This window comes from Providencia rettgeri (assembly GCF_041075285.1).
GTDB lineage: Bacteria > Pseudomonadota > Gammaproteobacteria > Enterobacterales > Enterobacteriaceae > Providencia > Providencia rettgeri_G.
Window position 1 is genome coordinate 2,085,428 of the sequence record NZ_CP163512.1, and the last position, 21,248, is coordinate 2,106,675.

Sequence of the window (21,248 nt, forward strand, 5' to 3'; positions counted from 1 at the left end):
GCGTGAAACCATGCTTAATATTTAGAAAGTTTCCCAGTTATCATCATCTTTGTGTTCCTTCGATGATAATTTTTTCAAATCCGGTGTTTTCACGATATTGGATACCGTTCTTGCTGCTGGTTTGCTATTGCGCATTTCACTTTGTTTTAACGGTGGTAAACGGAAAATAGAGATAAGCTGCGACAATTTTGCCACTTGCTCTTCTAACACATTCGCCGCAACAGCCGATTGCTCCACTAATGACGCATTTTGCTGTGTCACTTTATCCATTTCTGCCACTGCAATACTGACCTGCGAAATACCTTTGCTTTGCTCATCAGAAGCCGTTGCGATATGAGTCATGATGTCAGTAACGCGTGTCACCGATTCCACAATTTTCGTCATTGTTTCGCCTGCGTCTTCTGCTTGGCGCGCGCCAGTTCCCGTACGAGAAACGGAATCTTCAATCAGCGTTTTGATCTCTTTAGCTGCATCCGCGCTGCGTTGTGCTAAGTTACGCACTTCATCTGCCACAACCGCAAAACCACGACCATGCTCACCTGCGCGGGCCGCTTCCACAGCCGCATTTAGTGCTAAGATATTGGTTTGGAAGGCAATGCTGTCAATCACTGCGGTAATATCAGAGATTTTTTGTGAGCTATCTGCAATGTTCAACATGGTACTGACCACATTAGAGACTACTTTCCCGCCCTCTTTTGCAATAGCAGAAGCTTGGTTTGCGTACTCACTGGCTTGATGGGCGTAATCGGTGTTTTGCTTAACCGTTGCAGTTAGTTCACTCATGCTGGCAGATGTTTCTTCCAAACACGCAACTTGTTGTTCTGTACGTGAAGAAAGATCGTTATTGCCTGCGGCAATTTCAGTAGTACCTTGGTATATAGTTTCACTGCCATCTAATACACCTCGAACGGTGTTAATCAGCTCTTGTTGCATATGCTGAACACCATTGGCTAATTCGCCAATTTCGTTATTCGCTGTTGTCGCAATTGAAGGCGTTAAATCACCGGAGGCAAAAACTTTAATTCGCTCGTTTAATAACCCTAACGGCTCAATAATCCCTTTACGCACATAGCGATAACTAAAGAAACCAATAAAGGCGAGTAAAATAGATAACGCCACCAACATATATAACGATTGGCGATAGTTATTATCTGCATTAACCACTTCCCCTTGGAAATCCGCAGAAATATCGGCGAAGTAGGCGTTAAATTGTTCCTCGAACTTTATTTGATGACCTGAGGTTCTGTGAGCGTAGAAGCCTTCTAAGTCCCCTTTTTCTGCATAATCACCGAGCTTAATTAATGCATTACGGTAAGTCTCATAAGTGCTAAACAGTTTTTCAAACTTGGCTTTATCATACTCCGAACTTTGCATCAGCTTGGTGTAACGACTGTAGGCATCGTCCGCCGCTTTAAAGTTACGTTTTGCCGCTTTAATCAGTTCTTCCTGTGTCGCGTCATCTTGAATTTTGCGACCATCTAAAAGATAGGCGTTGATTGACCGGTTTAAATTGGCACGAGCTTGTAAAAGATTCACCCAGCTTTCTGTTAATACTTGTCTTTGGCGTTGTAGTGAATTTAAATAATTAATACTGTCGCTGTTATCGCCAAGTTTGGTGAACATCAACCCACTGGATACCAGTTGCAGTAAAATAAAGATAAAAATGACGGACAAAAGCCCTGATACGATTTTAATTCGACTGTACATGACGTTTTACTAACATTATTTGTTGTATTTTGGATATCGGTCATCCAACCAAAAACTTTAGTTAATGACTTATTATTATTTGAGCAATTATTTAGGCTAAGAATTACTCAGCCATACTGTCAATAAGCGCCATTTCTTCACTGGTTAGTAACTTTTCGATGTCGACTAAAATCAACATACGATCATTGAGCGTCCCTAACCCCGTGAGATATTGGGTCGATAATGTCACTGCAAAATCCGGTGGTGGTGCAATTTGCTCTTCATTTAACACCAGTACATCAGAAACGCCGTCTACGACAATTCCCACTACACGATCTTTTAAATTCACCACAATGACGACGGTATTGTCGTTATACACCACGTTTTCATGGGAGAACTTCACGCGCAAATCGATGATTGGAATAATGACACCACGTAAGTTCGTGACACCCTTAATAAAATCAGGTGTGTTTGCAATACGTGTGACTTGTTCGTAACCCCGGATTTCTTGCACCTTTAAGATTTCAATACCGTACTCTTCTTCACCTAGGGTAAAAATAAGGTAACCTTCGCCGTTTTTTTCTTCTTCGTGTTTATTTAAATCATCATCTAACATAGACATGGTGTATGGCCTCTATTTAGTGCACGACAGGTTGGGAAACCTGCTGTTTCTTTTTGATCAAAATGCTGTTATTCATTTTTTGCAGTTCAGCCACATCTAAAATCAATGCAACAGAACCATCTCCCATAATCGTGGCGGCAGAAATCCCCGGGATTTTGCGGTAATTACTTTCGATATTTTTCACTACCACTTGTTGCTGCCCGACAAGTTTGTCTACCAGCAAGGCAAATCGATGCCCTGCATTTTGAATAATCAGCACGATACTGTTATCCAAATTAGGCTCTGCCCCTTCAATGGAAAATACCTGATGTAGTTCGACCAGTGGCAAGTACTCGCCACGAACTAAAAGCATTTTTTCTTCCCCCGCTAAGCGATAAATATCATCTTGGCGTGGTTGCAACGTACTGATAATGGCACTCAGAGGCACAATAAAGACGTCTTCTGCCACTTTAACTGACATGCCATCAAGGATGGCAAGGGTCAGCGGAAGCAAAATACGGATAATAGTACCTTTACCTTCGGTAAATCCGATTTGAATACGACCGCCCATATCCTGAATATTTCGCTTCACCACATCCATGCCCACACCGCGTCCCGACACATCAGTGACAACTTCTGCCGTAGAGAAGCCCGGTGCCATGATCAGCATCGCCACTTCATCGTTACTCATCCCATCGTGCACATTCATTCCTTGAGAACGCGCTTTGGCCAAAATACGCTCACGGTTTAGCCCTGCCCCATCATCGCGCACTTCAATACAAATATTGCCACTTTGATGTGCCGCCGCTAATGTCAAAGTTCCTGCCTCAGGTTTTCCGTTGGCCACACGAACATCTGGCTTTTCAATACCATGATCTAAACTGTTACGAACAAGGTGATTTAACGGATCGACAATGCGTTCAATCAGACTCTTATCAAGCTCCGTCGAACTTCCTTCCACTTTTAGCTCAATTTTTTTGCCGAGTTTAGAGGCAATATCTCGTACCATGCGAGGGAATCGGCTGAAAACATAGTCCATTGGCATCATACGAATAGACATAACAGACTCTTGCAGTGCCCGCGAATTACGTTCCAACTGAACAATGGAGCTGAGCAAGTCACTGTATTCATTTTGGTCAACGTGCTGGCTATGCTGTGTCAACATAGACTGGATAATCACGAGCTCACCCACAAGGTTGATAAGCTGATCGACCTTTTCCACTGCAACACGAATACTGCTGGAATCTCCTTTGGGTTTTGTCACCCCGGTTTTTTTCGCAGGGCTGGTGGTCGCGGCCGGCTTAACCACTTCTTTTGCTAATACCGTTGCCGTTTCCTTCTTCGTTTCTATTGTGTTTGTTTGTTCAGTTTGTTCCGTAAAGGCTTGGCAATCGGCAAAAGAGACAGCTTGCTGCGCGATTTGTGACTCATCCACCACAAAGCACAGCACCCCGCAGATATCCTCAATATCCGTATTTGTGCCTAACCATGCTTGAAGGCTGTTCGCTGTTTTTTCTACGTGATATAAATGACCAAACAGCGCTAGCTCGTCAGCAAGTAAGCCCACCTCTGTTTCTTTAAGTTCAGTTAATGTGATCTTAAAGTAATGTGAAAACTCGCCCTGAACGCCAGCCGCTTGCGAATTGGTTGTTGTTTCCTGTGGCTGTTCAACCGCTTCTACAACAGGCTTATTTTCAACGATTTCTTCTGCATGGCTCTCTACACGCCCAAGCACTTCACAAATTCGTTTAAATGACGCTTCATCAGGTAAAGCGTCATTTTTATACGCATCAAGCTGAGCAGCCATGACATCTTTGGTATCCAAAAATACATCAATGATGTCAGGTGTAAGCGTTAACTCATCGTGGCGCGCCTTATCGAGCAAGTTTTCCAAGGTGTGCGTGGTGTTTTGCAACTGTGTGAAACCAAAGGTTGCAGCACCTCCTTTTATTGAGTGCGCACTGCGGAAAATGGCATTTAGCTGCTCGCTATCCGGGTCAAAAGGATCAAGCTCAAGTAAGTGTTGTTCCATATCCCTGAGCAATTCGTCAGCTTCATCGAAAAATGTTTGATAAAACTCGGTAATATCCATGGTTTTTATCCAGTTTCGCTTAGATTTCACTTAACGCTGACTGCCGGAAAAACCGGCAGACAATAAAAAATCGCAATATTTTCATTCATCAACACCGCTATTGATCGGCATTTTTCTGTGTTTTTGCCGTCACAACATTTTCAGCCTTCGTTTGTGTTGACGGCTTATTTAATACGTCTGATATGGGTTTCGCTCCATCGTATTCCCGTAGAATTTGTTTGGTTTCTTCATCATTTAGCACGATGATGCTGATCCGTCGGTTAATTGGAGCAAGACCATTGTTTTTATCTAAATGGATCGCCGATGCCATCCCCACCACACGCAGCACTTTATTTTCATCCATTCCGCCACGGATCAACTCCCGTCGGGACGCGTTTGCACGATCAGAAGACAGCTCCCAGTTGCTATAATTGGCACCATTGGCATAAGGTAGGTCATCGGTATGCCCCGAAATACTGATGCGGTTGGGAACGTCATTAAGTAAAGGCGCAATAGCACGTAAAATATCGCGCATATAAGGCTCAACCATCGCTGAGCCCACTTTGAACATGGGTCGATTTTCACTGTCCACAATTTGAATACGCAATCCGTCATTGATCATGTCGATCAGTAAGTGCGGTTTTAATTCATTCAAACGTGGATCTTTTAAAATGGCCTGCTCAAGGGATCTTTTTAACTTTTCGAACCGATAGCTTGCATTCCCATCAATGATATTATTCGGTTCAGGCATCACATCACCTTCCCGGAAAATCGGATCTTTGCCCCCACCAGGGATTGGATTGGTTGCATCTCCACTCTTTGCTCCAGGATTGATTGCTGTACTTAGGGGGGTGCGAAAATACTCCGCAATTTGCGTCAGTTCTTGAGGACTTGAAATTGAAATCAGCCACATCACCAAAAAGAATGCCATCATCGCCGTCATAAAATCAGCATAAGCGATTTTCCACGAACCGCTATGACCACCACGATGATGAGAATTGCGTTTTTTGACTCGAATAACATGAGGGGTATTGGCTGCCATCTAAGTATTACTCCTCAGTGGTTTCTTGTGAACGGGCACCCACTTTCACCTCGCGAACGCGGTCTTCCAGTTCAACGAATGACGGCCTATCCGCACTGAATAACACTTTACGGCCAAATTCCACGGCTATTTGCGGTGCGTAGCCCTGCAACGCAGACAAGAATGTCACTTTGATGCATTCCATCATTTTTAATTGCTCACTACTGCGCAATCTAATCAGCGCAGCTAATGGCAAAATAAATCCATAAGCGACTAAAATCCCTAAAAATGTCCCGACCATCGCGTGGGCAATTAACGCACCGAGTTCACCCGCAGGTCTGTCCGCCGATCCCAGTGCATTTACGACACCTAGTACGGCCGCCACAATACCAAATGCGGGCATAGAATCGCCGACCATATTTAAACCCGAAGCAGGTACTTCATTTTCTTGACGAAAAGTTTCGAGTTCTTCATCCATTAAGGCTTCAATTTCATGGCTTTGTAAATTACTGCTCACCATTAAGCGTAGGTAATCCACAATAAACATCATGGTAGGCACATCTTTGAGAATACGGGGGTATTGAGAGAAAATTTCACTTTCTTTCGGATTCTCAATGTCTTTCTCTAACGCAAGTAGCCCTTGCTGACGAGATTTATTGAGTAGCTGAAATAACAATGCCATCAAATCCATTGACATTGCTTTATTGTATGAAGAACGGCGGAAAAGTTTCGGTAATACTTTACATAGGGCGATAATGGATTTACCGCTGTTACCAACGACAAAAGCCCCTAGACCAGCCCCTAATATAATGACGAATTCAGCGGGTTGATATAGCGCACCTAAATGGCCCCCGACCATGATATAACCGCCAATAACCGCTACTGTAACAATGAGATACCCGATGAGTATTAACACAATATTCCCTTTCACTCCGTTGGTTAACAGATGGCAGTCAAAGGGAATATTAGGAATAACAGGCAAAACCTTGCCTGCTGACCAAATCAATCCAATTACATTACCGCTTTAGTAATGCCATCCTGTCGATATAGCGTAATATCGGCGAGATGCTCGGAAAGTTTACGTTTTTTTATTGCTCTTGATGGTGGTTGGCACAAACTACAGGTAAAACTGTTTTCAGGAATGTGCGCATAAGTGATAAACGAACCTTGGCAGCAACTGCATTTTGAACTTTGCAACATGCCACTTTCAACAAAACGGACAAGTGTCCAAGCGCGCGTTAATGCTAATAAAGGTTCATCACCGGGCTCTGGAATACATTGTTCTAGATACAAACGGTAAGCTTTTAAGATGGCATCAACGCCTTGGCAATGGCCACTTTGCAGTAAAAACTGATAGGCATTATAAAACATGGATGAATGAATATTCTGCTCCCATGTCATAAACCAATCTGTCGAAAATGGCAGCATACCTTTTGGTGGTGGACAGCCTCTCAGTTCCTTATATAACCGAACTAAACGACCACGGCTAATTTGGGTTTCACTTTCTAACATTTGCAGGCGAGCGCCTAAAGAAATTAATTCCATGGCTAAGCGAATATCATTCGCTTCTTGGACAATACTTTTTTCAGCTACGGTACTCATCTTTTTCTCGCTATATCAGTGTCGTCTTGATTATGCGCTTGCAATAATCGGGTCGAAAGGAGGATACCTGTATGAATTTGTTGTAATTCATCAACCCTAGAATCACGGGTTAGCTTTTTAATTGTTTCGCTGTTCTCAAATCTAAACTGGCAGATTAGCTGGTTTGTTTCTGCCAATTTAACCAATTGAGGAAGCGTAAGGTCTGCTAAAGTTGTCGCCATTGCATCAGAGATACCTAAACGGAACATCGCAGAGGCTTTCTCTTGAGAGATGAGTTTTTGGGCTAATAGCAAATATGAGAGGTTAATATCGTATATATGCTTCAGAAAATCTGTCGTCGAGCTCATTTTTTTTCCTTTCCGAATATTTATCAACTTCTGTGTGCAAAAAGAACAAATATGAATTTGAAAATTTTGTGTGACTAAACATTTTTATTCGTAAAATTAATTAAGCTGGGTAAATGTATTCCATTACTTCCCATGTTATCCGTGGATGAATACCCAGTTTGGAGTATAAAAACACAAATTTTCAAACTTAAATTAAATACATTTCCTGAATACTTACAAACAATAAAGAATGACTAAAAAGTTAGCACTTTCAGTAAAAGTCAGAATTTGCCGATGTCATTATTAGTCGCCGATTATTATGCACCACTAAATTAACTATTCAAGGTACTTATGTTTCTTTTTGTACTGTTGGGATAATGATCCATTCATTCATAAAATAATCTTTATTATTTCCTTATCTTCTCTCTCCCTATCCCAAATATCCGCAATACTTTAATTCATCTTATGTCAAATGACAGGATTTTAATCAATACAATAACTCTTTACATGTGATTTGAAAGCAAAAAAGACCAATCACAACATCAAAATCAATACATTGATCCACGTCAACATTTAGTATTAAGAAACTCCCTTAGCTATTATCAGCATCCTGTGATATCGGCAATTTAGGAATAAAATTTAATCATTAATTTTCAATAAGTTTAATCACATCTTTCTCATCATTCAAAATTATTCAATCCTATTTTCCGTATCTAAGGTTATTATTTTGTCATACATATTATAGTTACCCTTATAGATTTCATTAGAATAATTAAACTATGGTTATAATACATGCAAATTACAATATTAATAAAATTAATAAACCTAATAAAACTTAATAGTAAAAAAGTAAATATTTAGCTTAAATATATGTGTTATATATTGTTGCTCATTTTATATTTTCAGTAATTTTCTTGTTATTATTTTTTTACGGAAGGCGTTTTCATTTAATTAATTTTTATTTTTTTCATTCAAACAACTAAAAAATAATTTTTTTAATAAAATGATCAACCTACAGTACCGTGCTACTCTAGAAAACCATTTGAAAAGTGAAAGTTTCAATTGAGAACATTCTGTTTTTTTTTACCATTTCAATTCGTTTTATAATGTCCAAAATATGAATAAAATAGCTTCTCAGCCTTATATTATAATTTGTATTTTTACTGGAATTTTTTAATCTCTGTAACGCTTACGTTAAGAATAATATAACCTAGTGTTATTATAACTAATGTTTACTATATACTTTTATTTTAACAAATCTTGCGATCCGCACATTTAACTTAAGTAATTTTGCTTATTCACCCGTATTAACGCTTAGAAATGAATTGAGTTTATTTAAAATAATTCAGTGTGCGTTTTGCGTCCAAATTCAGCAAAATAAACTGGTGTGAGGGCTACAAAAAAACGTACAAGAATTGGGAGGTTGTTCACATTTATTTTCTCGGTTTCCGAATAATTTCCGAAAAAACTGCTATCACTTTGGCTATTTTTATGAGTATGAGGTGATAAAATGTCCATTTCGCTCATTCAAGGGATCATTGCACTATCTCCCAAATTAACATCATTCCTATCATGTAAGGGCAAGAGGTAACAGGCATATCGGTCAAAACCCCTTAGCTTTTCGCCTTATGGTTAAACCTGAAACTTTTTTGCCTTTGTTTTATACTGCCAGATTGCCATACTATTTGCGGAGAGAGGACGATGTTTACTTATTTTGCCAATGTTGAATTTATCGAAGAAGAAGGCGTGTATGAAATTGGTTTTTACGATTTCCCAAACATTCAAGGTGTTACTTTTTGCAAAGAAGATGTTGAGCTGGAAGCCGAAGAGGTTTTATCGGCAACATTAGCTGACTTTATCACTATAAGAAAACCGATCCCTTTACCCCAGAAAAATAGTAAAAACGCATTTCCCGTTTATTTACCGATTACAACCTGTCTGAAAATCGCCCTGCATAATGCCATTTTAGAAACGAAAACCTTACGTGTTGATTTAGCAAGAAAAATGAACATTAATGCACAACAAATAGAACGATTGCTTGATATACACCACGCATCAAAAGTTGAGGTATTAGAGCAAGCATTATACTTACTGGGATATGATGCACACGTGACTGTTCAAAAAAGACCCTAGTTTTAGGTCGACCCGCGAATAAAAGCCATTTTTTGCGATTGTCATAGCATAAATATTCAGTTTTCTATTGCTATTAATCACTTTAATTTATCTTATATCTTGGTTTAATCGCTTATTTATAACTTTTTTATTTATTTACTTAAAATAAATAGTTATTCACTTACAAAAATAGGACTTAATTGATTTATCAATTCAATTTTATAATTTCAATTAATTTTCTTTTTATTTCTTAGTGATGTATTTGTTGAGCAAATAGCACGGTTACACAGGTTACATATACTCAGAATTACCTCGTTGATGTGCTCATTGACATACGGAATGAAGACTATATTGACATCGCACTATCTTAAGTCCGTTAGTTTGCAAAATAGAGGGTATTGTTTGATAGGAAAATTGGCGTTAACTGCACAGCATGATAGTGATAGCAAAACGACTCGATATCGAAGCGACGAGTCTGCTATCTTTGCATTGCTGTTAGTGGCTAGTTATATTTACTGATGATGTAGATATATCTAATAGCGCAGAATATGAAAAAATAGGGTCAACAGGCATAAAAACAACCAACGTTAACCATCTCATATGCAAAATTAATATACATAGAATCTCGTTGTGTTTAATCACTACATATCACTGCATTGAAGAAAATAAATCAATAAGAAACCACTTACTCATTCATATCGCTATTAATAGTGAGGAATACGCACATCCAGAGGTAAGCATGAATATTGGTAAAATACAGGATGTATTGAAAGAAAGGCTAATTCAATGAAAGAAGGAATTTATTACGATATTTCAAATGATGACTAGCGCACCCGATAGCTAAATGGTTCTTCGCTATGCTCATTTAGCACCCGACCATTTAGCTGAACACGCCAAACAAATTGATGCTGTTTTCAATGGCTGCGTCCCAAATACGTCCCATACAGTCAGTATAGGTTCCGCAGCACACTCATAACCCATTGAAAATATTGGTGGGTTGTGGGGGGCTCGAACCCCCGACCTAATGATTAAGAGTCACCTACTCTGCCAACTGAGCTAACAACCCAATACAAAATATTTAACGCCGATCAATTGCTATAGTCAATGCTATTCTGCTATTTTTATTGTGTAGGTTAATTTTTAGTAATAAATGTTAAATTGACGATAATAATAGATTGAATAAGCAGCACTTCGATTCTATCAAAGTAAGTTTTTCTTAATCTAATTGAGATTTATGTCACAATATTTCACGCAAACATAACCACACAAATAAAAAAATACTGTGGTCAATTATAACAAACTACTACGGACACTTTACAGTATGGAAGATCATGCAATTTCAAACCGGACTCAGCCCCGCGCTGATCGCAATCAGTTAAAACGAAGCCTTAGTAACCGCCACATTCAATTAATTGCAATTGGCGGCGCAATTGGAACAGGCCTATTTATGGGATCAGGGAAAACAATTTCCCTTGCAGGCCCCTCAATTATCTTCGTCTATATGATAATTGGTTTTGTGCTCTTTTTTGTTATGCGCGCAATGGGGGAGCTCCTACTTTCTAACCTCAACTATAAATCCTTCAGTGATTTTTCTGCTGATCTTATCGGACCATGGGCCGGTTTTTTTGTCGGTTGGACATACTGGTTCTGTTGGGTGATCACTGGGATCGCTGATATCATTGCGATTACCTCCTATGTCAGCTTCTGGGTACCCGATTTTCCTGAATGGGTTACTTCGTTTATTTGTGTCATTACCTTGCTTACCTTGAATTTAGTCTCAGTTAGGCTATTTGGTGAACTTGAGTTTTGGTTCGCGATGATTAAGATCGTTGCTATCATTGCCTTAATTGCCGTAGGCGGTACGCTGATTGCTATGAATTTTCAATCACCAGCGGGTCACACAGCCTCTTTAAGCAATATTTGGAATGATGGTGGAATGTTCCCGATGGGGATTAGCGGTTTCTTTGCTGGCTTTCAAATAGCTATCTTCGCATTTGTGGGAATTGAACTGGTCGGGACGGCTGCTGCTGAGACCCGTGATCCTGAAAAATCACTACCAAAAGCCATTAATGCCATCCCAATTCGTATTATTGCTTTTTATGTTTTATCGCTCATTGTAATTATGGCCGTAACACCTTGGCGTACTATTTTAGCGGATAAAAGCCCATTCGTAGAAATGTTTGTGCTCATCAGTTTACCCGCCGCTGCTAGTATCGTTAATTTCGTGGTACTGACTTCAGCAGCTTCATCCGCCAATAGCGGTGTGTTTTCCACCAGCCGAATGTTATTTGGCTTGTCTAAAGAAGGTGATGCACCAAAACAATTTAGCCAGCTATCGAAAAAAGCGGTGCCTGCAACAGGGTTAATCTTCACCTGTATCTGTCTGAGCTTTGGTATTGTGCTTATCTATTTTATCCCTGATATTATGCATGCCTTCACCTTAGTGACCACTGTATCCGCTATCTTATTCATGTTTATTTGGAGCATGATTTTATATAGTTACCTAAATTTTCGTCGTAAACGCCCTGAAATGCACAAGGCATCCCGTTATAAAATGCCCGCGGGTATTATTATGTCTTGGGTAAGTTTGGCATTCTTTGCCTTTATGATTGTATTACTTGCATTCCAACACGATACAAGACAAGCGCTAATCGCGACACCCGTCTGGTTTATCATGCTATTTATTGGCTATCAAATCGTTAAACGTCGTAAAGTCAATTAAACGCCAGAGGCATTAAGGTATAGAAAAGGCCGAACAGATTGAACTGTTCGGCCTTTTTTAGGGTGAATACTTAACAAGATACTCAGATTAATTTGCTTTATATTCCGCTTCCGCTTGTTCAAAGCGTTCTTGAGCTTGCGCACTCGGTGCTTTAGTGATTAAACTCACCAGCACAATCGCGATGGTTGCAAAGATAAAGCCTGGAATAATTTCATACAGCGCAAACCATTTATATTGCATCCAAACTAATACCGTTACCGCACCAACCAACATCCCCGCTAAAGCACCTGTTCGTGTCATACGTTTCCAAAGAACAGACATCAATACTACGGGACCAAATGCGGCACCAAAACCAGCCCATGCGTTACTCACTAAACCTAATACTTTGTTATTCGGGTCACGAGCAATATAGATTGCAATGGCAGCAACAAGTAACACCATCAAACGCCCTACCCAGACTAACTCTTTTTGACTGGCTTTTTTACGAATAAATGGCTTGTAGAGGTCTTCCGTCAATGCACTTGCGCACACTAATAATTGGCAACTTAACGTACTCATTACCGCCGCTAAAATCGCCGAAAGCAGCACGCCAGCTATCCATGGATTAAATAATATTGCAGCTAATTCCATGAAAATACGTTCATTGTTTTGTGTGACAGCCCCGGCTAAATCAGGGTTTGTTTCGAAATAACCGATCCCAAAGAAACCAACCGCTATCGTGCCACCTAAACACAAAATCATCCACGTCATACTAATACGTCTTGCTGAGTGGATAGTTTGGTGTGAATCTGCGGCCATAAAACGCGCTAAAATATGTGGTTGCCCAAAATAACCTAATCCCCAGCCAAGTAAAGATAAGATCGCGATAAAGTTCATGCCTTTAAACATATCAAGATATTCTGGGTTTTTCGCTTTAATCACTTCAACAGAAACATCTACACCACCCATTGAAAAAATGACAACAACTGGCGTCAAGATCAGGGCAAAAATCATTAACGATGCTTGAACGGTATCTGTCCAACTCACCGCTAAAAAGCCCCCTAAGAACGTATATGCAATCGTTGCTAACGCCCCTAACCACATCGCTTTTTCGTAGCTAATATGGAATGTACTTTCGAACAACAAACCGCCAGCAACAACCCCTGACGCACAATAAATAGTGAAGAAAACTAAAATAACAATTGCAGAAATAATACGTAAAATCTTACTACTATCTTCAAAACGGCTTGTGAAATAGTCTGGTAACGTCAATGCATTGTTATTTTTTTCTGTTTGCAAACGTAAACGCCCGGCCACAAACAACCAGTTAAAATATGCTCCTAACGTTAGTCCGATTGCAATCCAGCTTTCCGAAATACCCGCGATAAAAATCGCGCCCGGCAGCCCCATCAATAACCAACCGCTCATGTCTGATGCTCCCGCAGATAATGCGGTCACCACACTGCCTAAACTTCGCCCGCCAAGAATATAATCATCAAAGTTTTTTGTTGAGCGATAGGCTAAGTAGCCGATTAGTAGCATGCCTATAATGTATACGATGAACGTGATGATCATCGGTGTGCTTACAGTCATCTATATTCTCCATTGAGTAGCTTATTTATTTCGTTATCTTTATATAAATTACTGTTGATAACTTGTAACTCCATAGTGTTGCACTTTATTGCACATCTTGAATTTATCTTCGTGCACACCAGATAGGTTGTGATTGTTTATGTTGCACTAACTTAACATCTTTGCGATACCATCCTAGTCAGACTCAGATTAAATTAACAAGAAATTAACTATTTTTTATTCAATAAATAGAATCCATATCACAAATGTTAAATTTATAAGTCAAATAACCAAATAATTGATTAACTATTCCCTCGATAACAAAGTTTATGTAATTACATGATAAATATGAAATATTAATAATCATCACTTTTGCAAATACGATTCCCTTGGTAAAAGTTCGACATATTTCACATTTTGCCCAGAAATTTCGGTTAACAATGTTGCACAAAGTTGCAACATTAAGCTAATGTTGTTTAACTTTTCGATTATGACGACCTGTCAACTAGAGGAATTAAGATGAGTAGCACAACAACTATGGGTGTGAGACTTGATGAAGTAACTCGTGAACGCATTAAAAATGCCGCTCAACGTCTAGACCGCACATCACATTGGCTTATCAAACAAGCTATTTATAATTACCTAGAACAACTCGACAATAACCAAATCATTCCTGAGTTATCCGTCGGTATTGATGCAAAAGAAAACCAAGTTGCTGAAGAAGACACCACAGTTGAATGCAACTACCAGCCTTTCTTAGATTTTGCTGAGCACATTTTACCACAATCTGTAAAACGCTCTGCAATTACTTCCGCTTATCGAATTCCCGAAACACAAGCCGTGCCAATGTTATTACAACAGGCGCAACTACCTGCCGACCAAGCTGAAGCGGCGCATAAACTGGCCTACTCCATTGCAGAAAAATTACGTAACCAAAAAAATGGCATCGGACGTTCCGGGTTAGTCCAAGGGCTTTTGCAGGAGTTTTCACTTTCTTCCCAAGAAGGTGTCGCACTCATGTGTTTAGCAGAAGCATTATTGCGCATTCCAGATAAAGCCACACGCGACGCATTAATCCGTGACAAAATCAGTAATGGAAATTGGCAATCTCACCTCGGGCAAAGTAGCTCTATGTTTGTCAATGCAGCCACTTGGGGCTTATTATTTACTGGCAAATTGGTGTCTACACATAATGAAGCCAAACTGTCGACCTCGTTGAACCGTATCATCAGTAAAAGTGGTGAACCACTGGTACGTAAAGGGGTGGATATGGCAATGCGCCTAATGGGCGAGCAATTTGTCACTGGCGAAACAATTTCCCAAGCTTTAGCGAATGCGCGTAAGTTAGAAGATAAAGGCTTCCGCTATTCTTACGATATGCTTGGCGAAGCTGCGTTAACAGAAAAAGATGCCCAAGATTACATGGTGTCTTACCAGCAAGCGATCCATGCCATTGGTAAAGCCTCAAATGGCAGAGGGATTTATGAAGGTCCCGGCATTTCAATTAAATTATCCGCCCTGCATCCTCGCTACAGCCGAGCACAATATTCCCGTGTTATGGATGAGCTATACCCACGCTTGTTATCTCTTGTTTTACAAGCTCATCAATATGATATAGGTATTAACATTGATGCGGAAGAAGCTGATCGATTAGAAATTTCATTAGATTTACTGGAAAAACTGTGTTTCGAACCACAGCTTGCTGGGTGGAATGGTATTGGCTTTGTTATCCAAGCCTACCAAAAGCGCTGTCCATTTGTCATTGACTCAATTATCAATTTAGCCGAACGCAGCCAGCGCCGCTTAATGATCCGTTTGGTTAAAGGCGCTTATTGGGATAGCGAAATTAAACGCGCACAAATTGATGGCTTAGAGGGTTACCCAGTCTACACCCGTAAGGTATATACCGACGTTTCTTATATTGCATGTGCTCGCAAATTGTTGTCTGTTCCCAATTTAATTTATCCGCAATTTGCAACGCATAACGCTCATACACTTTCTGCTATCTACCACATTGCAGGTAAAAACTACTACCCGGGTCAGTATGAGTTCCAGTGCTTACACGGTATGGGTGAACCCTTATATGAACAAGTCGTCGGGAAAGTGGCGGATGGCAAACTGAACCGTCCATGCCGTATCTATGCCCCTGTCGGCACACATGAAACCTTATTGGCCTATTTAGTCCGTCGTTTATTAGAAAATGGCGCAAATACATCGTTTGTTAACCGCATTGCAGATGCCACTATCCCATTAGATGAATTAGTAGCTGATCCCGTTAAAGATGTACTTGAATTATCTAAAGCAGAAGGACAAATCGGTTTACCACATCCGAAGATCCCTCTTCCACGTGATTTATACGGTAATGAACGCGTTAATTCTATGGGTCTCGACCTGTCGAATGAACACCGTTTAGCCTCTTTATCAAGTGCGCTGCTCAGTGCGGCTATTCTGCCTAAACTTGCAGAGCCAATGTTAGGCGGCGAGTTTATTGCAAAAGATAAGCTTCCAGAAGCGCAAGCCATATTGAACCCTGCTTGCCATAAAGATATTGTTGGTCATGTTCGTGAAACAACGGAGCAAGAAGCTGATCACGCATTAAACGTTGCTAATGATGCTGGCACAATTTGGTTTGCAACCCCACCCTCTGAACGTGCCGCTATTTTATTACGCGCAGCCGATCTTATGGAACAACAACTGCAACCACTGCTTGATGTGTTAGTCCGCGAGGCAGGAAAAACCTATGCCAATGCCATTGCAGAAGTTCGTGAAGCTGTCGATTTCTTAAATTATTATGCAACACTGGTCAAAAATGACTTTGACAATAATACCCACCGTCCATTGGGACCTGTAGTTTGTATTAGCCCATGGAACTTTCCTCTCGCTATTTTTTCTGGACAGATTGCAGCTGCATTAGCCGCTGGGAATACTGTGATTGCAAAACCTGCGGAGCAAACCCCACTCGTAGGTGCTATCGCAGTCTCTATCCTCCATCAAGCCGGGATCCCTCGTGAGGTATTGCAGTTTTTACCGGGGAAAGGGGAAACTATCGGTGCCCAACTTGTCGCAGATAAACGCGTCCGTGGTGTGATGTTTACGGGTTCAACGGAAGTGGCTGGTTTATTACAGCGTAATATTGCTGGTCGCTTAGATGCACAAGGTCGCCCAACACCATTAATAGCCGAAACCGGCGGACTCAACGCGATGATCGTCGACTCTTCTGCATTAACGGAACAAGTGGTTACTGATGTCGTGGCGTCTGCTTTTGATAGTGCTGGCCAACGCTGCTCCGCCTTACGCATTCTCTGTATTCAAGAAGATGTTGCCGATAGAACCATTCGCATGTTAAAAGGCGCCATGGAAGAGTGCCGTATGGGTGATCCTCAGCACCTTTCCACTGACATTGGTCCAGTAATTGACCGTGAAGCGAAAGACAATATTGACCAGCATATTCAGCAGATGCGTAGCAAAGGTAAAACGATATTCCAAGCCGCATTTGATAACAGTGATGATATTAATGAGCAACATGAAGGAACTTATGTTAAGCCGACATTAATTGAATTAGATAATATCAACGAGCTGAAAAAAGAGATCTTTGGTCCTGTTCTTCATGTGGTGCGTTTCAAACGTGATGAACTTGATACACTGGTTGAGCAAATCAATGCAGCGGGTTATGGTCTAACGTTAGGTGTTCATACCCGTATTGATGAAACCATCAATCAAGTTGTCAGCAAAGCCAAAGTCGGAAACTTATATGTCAATCGTAATATGGTAGGTGCTGTTGTTGGTGTACAACCATTTGGTGGTGAGGGGCTATCAGGAACGGGACCAAAAGCGGGTGGACCTTTATACCTCTACCGTTTACTCAGTGAACGCCCAGCAAATGCAGTAACTAATACACTTGCTCGTCAAGATGAAAACTTACCAATGGATGCCAGCGCACGAGCCGAATTACTTGCGCCTCTTGACGCCTTTACCGCCTGGGTCGAAAAGCAACAAGCCCCCATTGCGCAATCCGTCATTGAACAATTTACTCGTTATACTCAAGTGGGCACGACGCGACTTTTACCCGGCCCTACAGGAGAGAAAAACACCTATACATTGTGCCCTCGCGGGTTAGTTTTATGTATTAGTGACAATGAGGAAGATTGTTTAATTCAGCTCGCAGGGGTTCTTGCTGCTGGTTGCCAATCCCTTTGGCCAGATAGTGAAATTCATCAGAAGCTATTTAAACAGCTTCCGGAGAAAGTACGAAAAACTATCTCAATAACCAAACAATGGCAAGAATCAAAAGAGCCTATTGAAAGTGTAATTTACCATGGTGATAGCGATCAGCTAAAAGAAGTTTGTGCAATTATCGCTGAACGTAAAGGACCGATTATTTCTGTTCAAGGGTTTGAGCGTGGTGAAACCAACTTATTGATAGAACGTCTTGTTCATGAACGTTCATTGAGTATCAATACGGCAGCCGCTGGTGGTAACGCAAGCTTGATGACAATCGGTTAAAATAGGATAAAAGACCTGGCTTTATTCCTTATTAAGTCAGGTCTTCCTAGCATTCTCTTCCATATTTAATCTAAACATTCCCACTAAACCCATTACCACCTATTTTAGAAACGATAAAAATGAAAAAGGTGCCCTAGGGCACCAATTATTAATAGATATAAAGTAACTAAAAAAGAAGTTACCTATTCTTATTGTTGCGCTTTTTCTGATTCCCAGAATAAATACTGTTCATATTTACGCAGTGCAATATTGTAATTGCTAAATGCTGAGTCAGTCATTTTTTCACTTAATTGTTCTTGAACTTTACTTGCAGTAAAATCTTTCATTGAAAAATTAGAGGAAGATAACAACTCATCTAAACGGCGTAAGCGAACAACATACTCACGGACGGTACTGTGGCTCATCTCTGTCTGTAAGAACAAATACTGTTTAAATGACATGATATCAAAATAATCAGTATTACTATTGCAGTAAATTTCACTACAAAAACGACAAAGTGCAGTAAATTTACCTTGCAGCTCTTCCCAAGTTTGCTCATCAACCAATTCAGTCATATCAGCGATAGCTTCTTTATTTAAGATGTCATCGTTGAAAACCAAAGAGATACGATCAAGCGTTTTGTGACAATGCGCACAATGAGTTTGGCTGTGTTTAAAATCTTTGATGTAACGACTCAGAGGCCGTTTCTTTACAATAGAAGCAGACATAATGGTAAAGCCCTGTGTGTAAGTCTAAAAATAAAATTGTAACAAGATCAACCGAGTTACATACTTGTTATGCCCATAGCATTAATAGAATGTCTGCTATGTTGCATTTGAATACGGGTAAACCCGTATGACATCTTCTTACTTTCCCTTTAGGAGAATAATCCTCCTGAGAATGTAGTGTAAGAAAAGTTATTGCCCTTTACAAAAAATATTTTAACTCGTCTATCGCTCTTTGGCGAATTTCTAAAGTGAGTCAATTTTGGTACGAATTTGATTTAGCGTCAACCTAATTAACTTAAATTTCGTTAACTCCATACACATACCGTTAACGAACATGATAAAGGAAACTACTCACTCAATCCGCCTAAGGGCACAAACTTTACCTGATTATCTCACCTACGTACAAAGAAAATTTGATTTAAAAATCAATCTTATAGCTATTCAAAGATTTAATTGGCAAATTTGTGAAGCATCTCACTTTTTTCATCTATTATTGCATCTTAAATGTACAGATATTAATACTTAAAATATCTCATAGTTTAGCAACTTTTCGCTTTTGTAAACTTTTCATTACAATTTGTGTGCATTTTTAAACACTAGACCCTATATACAAAAAAGTTATAAACACCATTAAAAGTGTTATATGGGTTTTAATTGATTTTATTACGTTCTAGTTCACACTTTTCAGGTCAAGTTATTTTTAAATGGAGAATAACTTGACCTTATTTGCCGATCCCAATTTAGCCCTTTCCCTCCTTGTTGTTCAGTTTGATTTCGCGATAAACTCAAGGGGAGTACAACCATAGGGGCGAGCCTCTTCCCTTGCCTAAAATGGCTGTAATTCGAATAAAAATTGACCATCAAAGATAAACAGCCCCTAGTAAACACATTCTTTTACGACCATAGTTAATCCTGTGATTTTTCATGAATTTTCTATAGAGAATAAATCATCCCGCTACTAGTAATTGATAGTGCAATATCATTCACTAATATAGTGAGTTTTATAATTACTAATTGAAACATTATTTTAGGATTAGTTACGTTTGATATTAAAAACTTCTCTTATATACTCCATTTGCTATATAAATAAATAATTTTAATAAGGTTGATTATGAAAAAGTTAATTTTAGCTTGTGGTATGGGGTTATTGGCACTGACTATCACTGCTTGCTCAGAAGAAGAGAAAAAAGGTGAAATTGCTGGCGCAACTGAAACTTGTAACGCTTATTTCGCTGAAGTTGATAGCTTAATTGCTAAAGCATCAGAAAACCCACAAGCCAAAGCTCAGTTAGATGCTATGAAAGGTCAACTGGAAGAAGGTAAAAAACAAGTTGCCGCATTACCTAAAGATCAGCAAGATAAAGCTTGCCAACAAGGTATTGATGCAATGAAACAAATGAAAACGGCTTTAGGTCTGTAATCTCTCCGATTATTTCAGATTGATGCAATTTTCTAAAAAGAGCCCATATTGTGGCTCTTTTTTTTATTCAGTTGACCCATCTTAAATAAGGTTGACACTTTTCCAATCGAAAATTGATTAATCTTATCTATCTTGCAATAGCTTTTTGCAAGCTCAATATTCCTCTCACTTATAGAATTAAAGCATTCTATATATTAAGGAGTAAATAATGAGCTTATATGTCACCCCTATTGTCAAAAAGAATTTACCATTTAGCCATATTATAAAAATATACAGTAAATTTAGCGAATCAATCAAAAGTACTAAAAATAACAATAGTAACTATATTGAACTTAGTTTTAACCGCAAACACGTAAAATTAAATAAAACAAAGTTAATCAATGATTTAACAAAAGAGATTTCAACGATCTGTGATAAGAAAACGTTTAAACAAAGTGAAAGAGAAATACAAATATCAAGCACAATTAATGCAACAATTGATGAAATTCAAGCCGCTTATTTCGCTTGTCCAAAGAAAAAACACATTGTTATAAACTCAAATAATAGAGATGCTATTTTTGAACACGTAAAAAAAGATTGTTCGCTCCAAGCATCGGATGTGAAAACTAATGCATCCCAACGATTTATTAAGCAACTTCTTCAGAATAATGCAAAAGTAAAAGACGCTATTCAAAATTTAAAAGCAACGACGAATAACCTTGATATCGAAAAAAATAATGCAGATAGCAAGGCAACCACAAAATATGTCATAGACACTCTTAACGATGCCGTGTGCAGCGATTTTTTTCCTGATATTAACTTTGATAAAATTAGAGAAAGTGCAACACAAAAAACCCGTGCAGAATTAAAAAATAAACACTACCGTGCCCTTTGCCAATCCATTGATTCCTACCGCATCATGGCAGAAGGCACCGCAGTTTAATACA

The 21,248-nt window shown here is 39.5% G+C and carries 14 protein-coding genes, 1 tRNA gene and 1 pseudogene; 6 read left to right on the forward strand and 10 right to left on the reverse strand.

Translation table 11 applies throughout. The features are described 5' to 3' along the window. Positions 1-21: 21 nt before the first annotated feature. The 7 genes from AB6N04_RS09505 to flhD all read right to left on the reverse strand — a co-directional run bounded on the left by AB6N04_RS09505 (position 22) and on the right by flhD (position 7,328). Entirely contained in the window at positions 22-1,707 is a 1,686-nt protein-coding gene (locus AB6N04_RS09505; protein ID WP_369311766.1) for a methyl-accepting chemotaxis protein, read from the reverse strand. A 103-nt stretch (positions 1,708-1,810) separates the two neighbouring features. After that, on the reverse strand, positions 1,811-2,308 hold the full coding sequence (gene cheW, locus AB6N04_RS09510) for a chemotaxis protein CheW (RefSeq protein ID WP_369311768.1): 498 nt from the start codon (positions 2,306-2,308) through the stop codon (positions 1,811-1,813). 16 nt (positions 2,309-2,324) lie between these two features. Continuing rightward, complete coding sequence (gene cheA / locus AB6N04_RS09515; RefSeq protein WP_369311770.1) at positions 2,325-4,379, reverse strand: chemotaxis protein CheA; 2,055 nt, start codon at positions 4,377-4,379, stop codon at positions 2,325-2,327. Between the two features lie 97 nt (positions 4,380-4,476). Then, positions 4,477-5,400 (reverse strand): flagellar motor protein MotB, encoded by a 924-nt coding sequence (gene motB, locus AB6N04_RS09520; RefSeq protein WP_369311772.1) that lies wholly within the window; start codon positions 5,398-5,400, stop codon positions 4,477-4,479. Positions 5,401-5,407: 7 nt separating this feature from the next. Next, positions 5,408-6,295, reverse strand: a complete 888-nt coding sequence (motA, locus tag AB6N04_RS09525) for a flagellar motor stator protein MotA (RefSeq protein WP_369311774.1) — start codon at positions 6,293-6,295, stop codon at positions 5,408-5,410. Between the two features lie 95 nt (positions 6,296-6,390). Further along, positions 6,391-6,981, reverse strand: a complete 591-nt coding sequence (gene flhC, locus AB6N04_RS09530) for a flagellar transcriptional regulator FlhC (RefSeq protein ID WP_369311776.1) — start codon at positions 6,979-6,981, stop codon at positions 6,391-6,393. Next, positions 6,978-7,328 (reverse strand): flagellar transcriptional regulator FlhD, encoded by a 351-nt coding sequence (gene flhD, locus AB6N04_RS09535; RefSeq protein ID WP_369311778.1) that lies wholly within the window; start codon positions 7,326-7,328, stop codon positions 6,978-6,980. Before flhD ends, flhC begins: the two co-directional genes overlap by 4 nt. Positions 7,329-9,008: 1,680 nt before the next feature. Between flhD and AB6N04_RS09540 the strand changes: the two genes are divergently transcribed. Together AB6N04_RS09540 and AB6N04_RS09545 are read left to right on the forward strand one after the other, a co-directional pair. Continuing rightward, entirely contained in the window at positions 9,009-9,440 is a 432-nt protein-coding gene (locus tag AB6N04_RS09540; RefSeq protein ID WP_369311780.1) for a hypothetical protein, read from the forward strand. 823 nt (positions 9,441-10,263) lie between these two features. Then, positions 10,264-10,395, forward strand: a pseudogene (locus tag AB6N04_RS09545) (integrase); the annotation flags it as partial. Between the two features lie 14 nt (positions 10,396-10,409). Here the strand turns inward: AB6N04_RS09545 and AB6N04_RS09550 are convergent. After that, a tRNA-Lys gene (locus AB6N04_RS09550) sits at positions 10,410-10,485 on the reverse strand. Positions 10,486-10,740: 255 nt separating this feature from the next. Between AB6N04_RS09550 and cycA the strand changes: the two genes are divergently transcribed. Continuing rightward, the gene (cycA, locus tag AB6N04_RS09555; protein WP_369311782.1) at positions 10,741-12,141 is read left to right on the forward strand and encodes a D-serine/D-alanine/glycine transporter; all 1,401 of its coding nucleotides are present in this window, start codon (positions 10,741-10,743) and stop codon (positions 12,139-12,141) included. A gap of 87 nt (positions 12,142-12,228) precedes the next feature. Here the strand turns inward: cycA and putP are convergent, their stop codons facing one another. Then, positions 12,229-13,713 (reverse strand): sodium/proline symporter PutP, encoded by a 1,485-nt coding sequence (putP, locus tag AB6N04_RS09560; RefSeq protein ID WP_369311784.1) that lies wholly within the window; start codon positions 13,711-13,713, stop codon positions 12,229-12,231. Between the two features lie 498 nt (positions 13,714-14,211). Between putP and putA the strand changes: the two genes are divergently transcribed. Further along, positions 14,212-18,195 carry a trifunctional transcriptional regulator/proline dehydrogenase/L-glutamate gamma-semialdehyde dehydrogenase gene (putA, locus tag AB6N04_RS09565; RefSeq protein WP_369311786.1) on the forward strand — a complete coding sequence of 1,328 codons (3,984 nt, stop codon included), beginning with the start codon at positions 14,212-14,214 and terminating at the stop codon, positions 18,193-18,195. 188 nt (positions 18,196-18,383) lie between these two features. On the opposite strand, the gene fliZ is transcribed toward putA, so the two are convergent. After that, the gene (gene fliZ / locus AB6N04_RS09570) at positions 18,384-18,902 is read right to left on the reverse strand and encodes a flagella biosynthesis regulatory protein FliZ (RefSeq protein ID WP_369311788.1); all 519 of its coding nucleotides are present in this window, start codon (positions 18,900-18,902) and stop codon (positions 18,384-18,386) included. 1,111 nt (positions 18,903-20,013) lie between these two features. On the opposite strand from fliZ, the gene AB6N04_RS09575 reads away from it, so the two are divergent. Beyond that, positions 20,014-20,322 carry a DUF5339 domain-containing protein gene (locus AB6N04_RS09575; RefSeq protein WP_369311790.1) on the forward strand — a complete coding sequence of 103 codons (309 nt, stop codon included), beginning with the start codon at positions 20,014-20,016 and terminating at the stop codon, positions 20,320-20,322. 208 nt (positions 20,323-20,530) lie between these two features. Next, positions 20,531-21,244, forward strand: coding sequence for a hypothetical protein (locus AB6N04_RS09580; protein ID WP_369311792.1), 714 nt, complete (start codon positions 20,531-20,533; stop codon positions 21,242-21,244). The last annotated feature ends 4 nt before the right edge of the window (positions 21,245-21,248 follow it).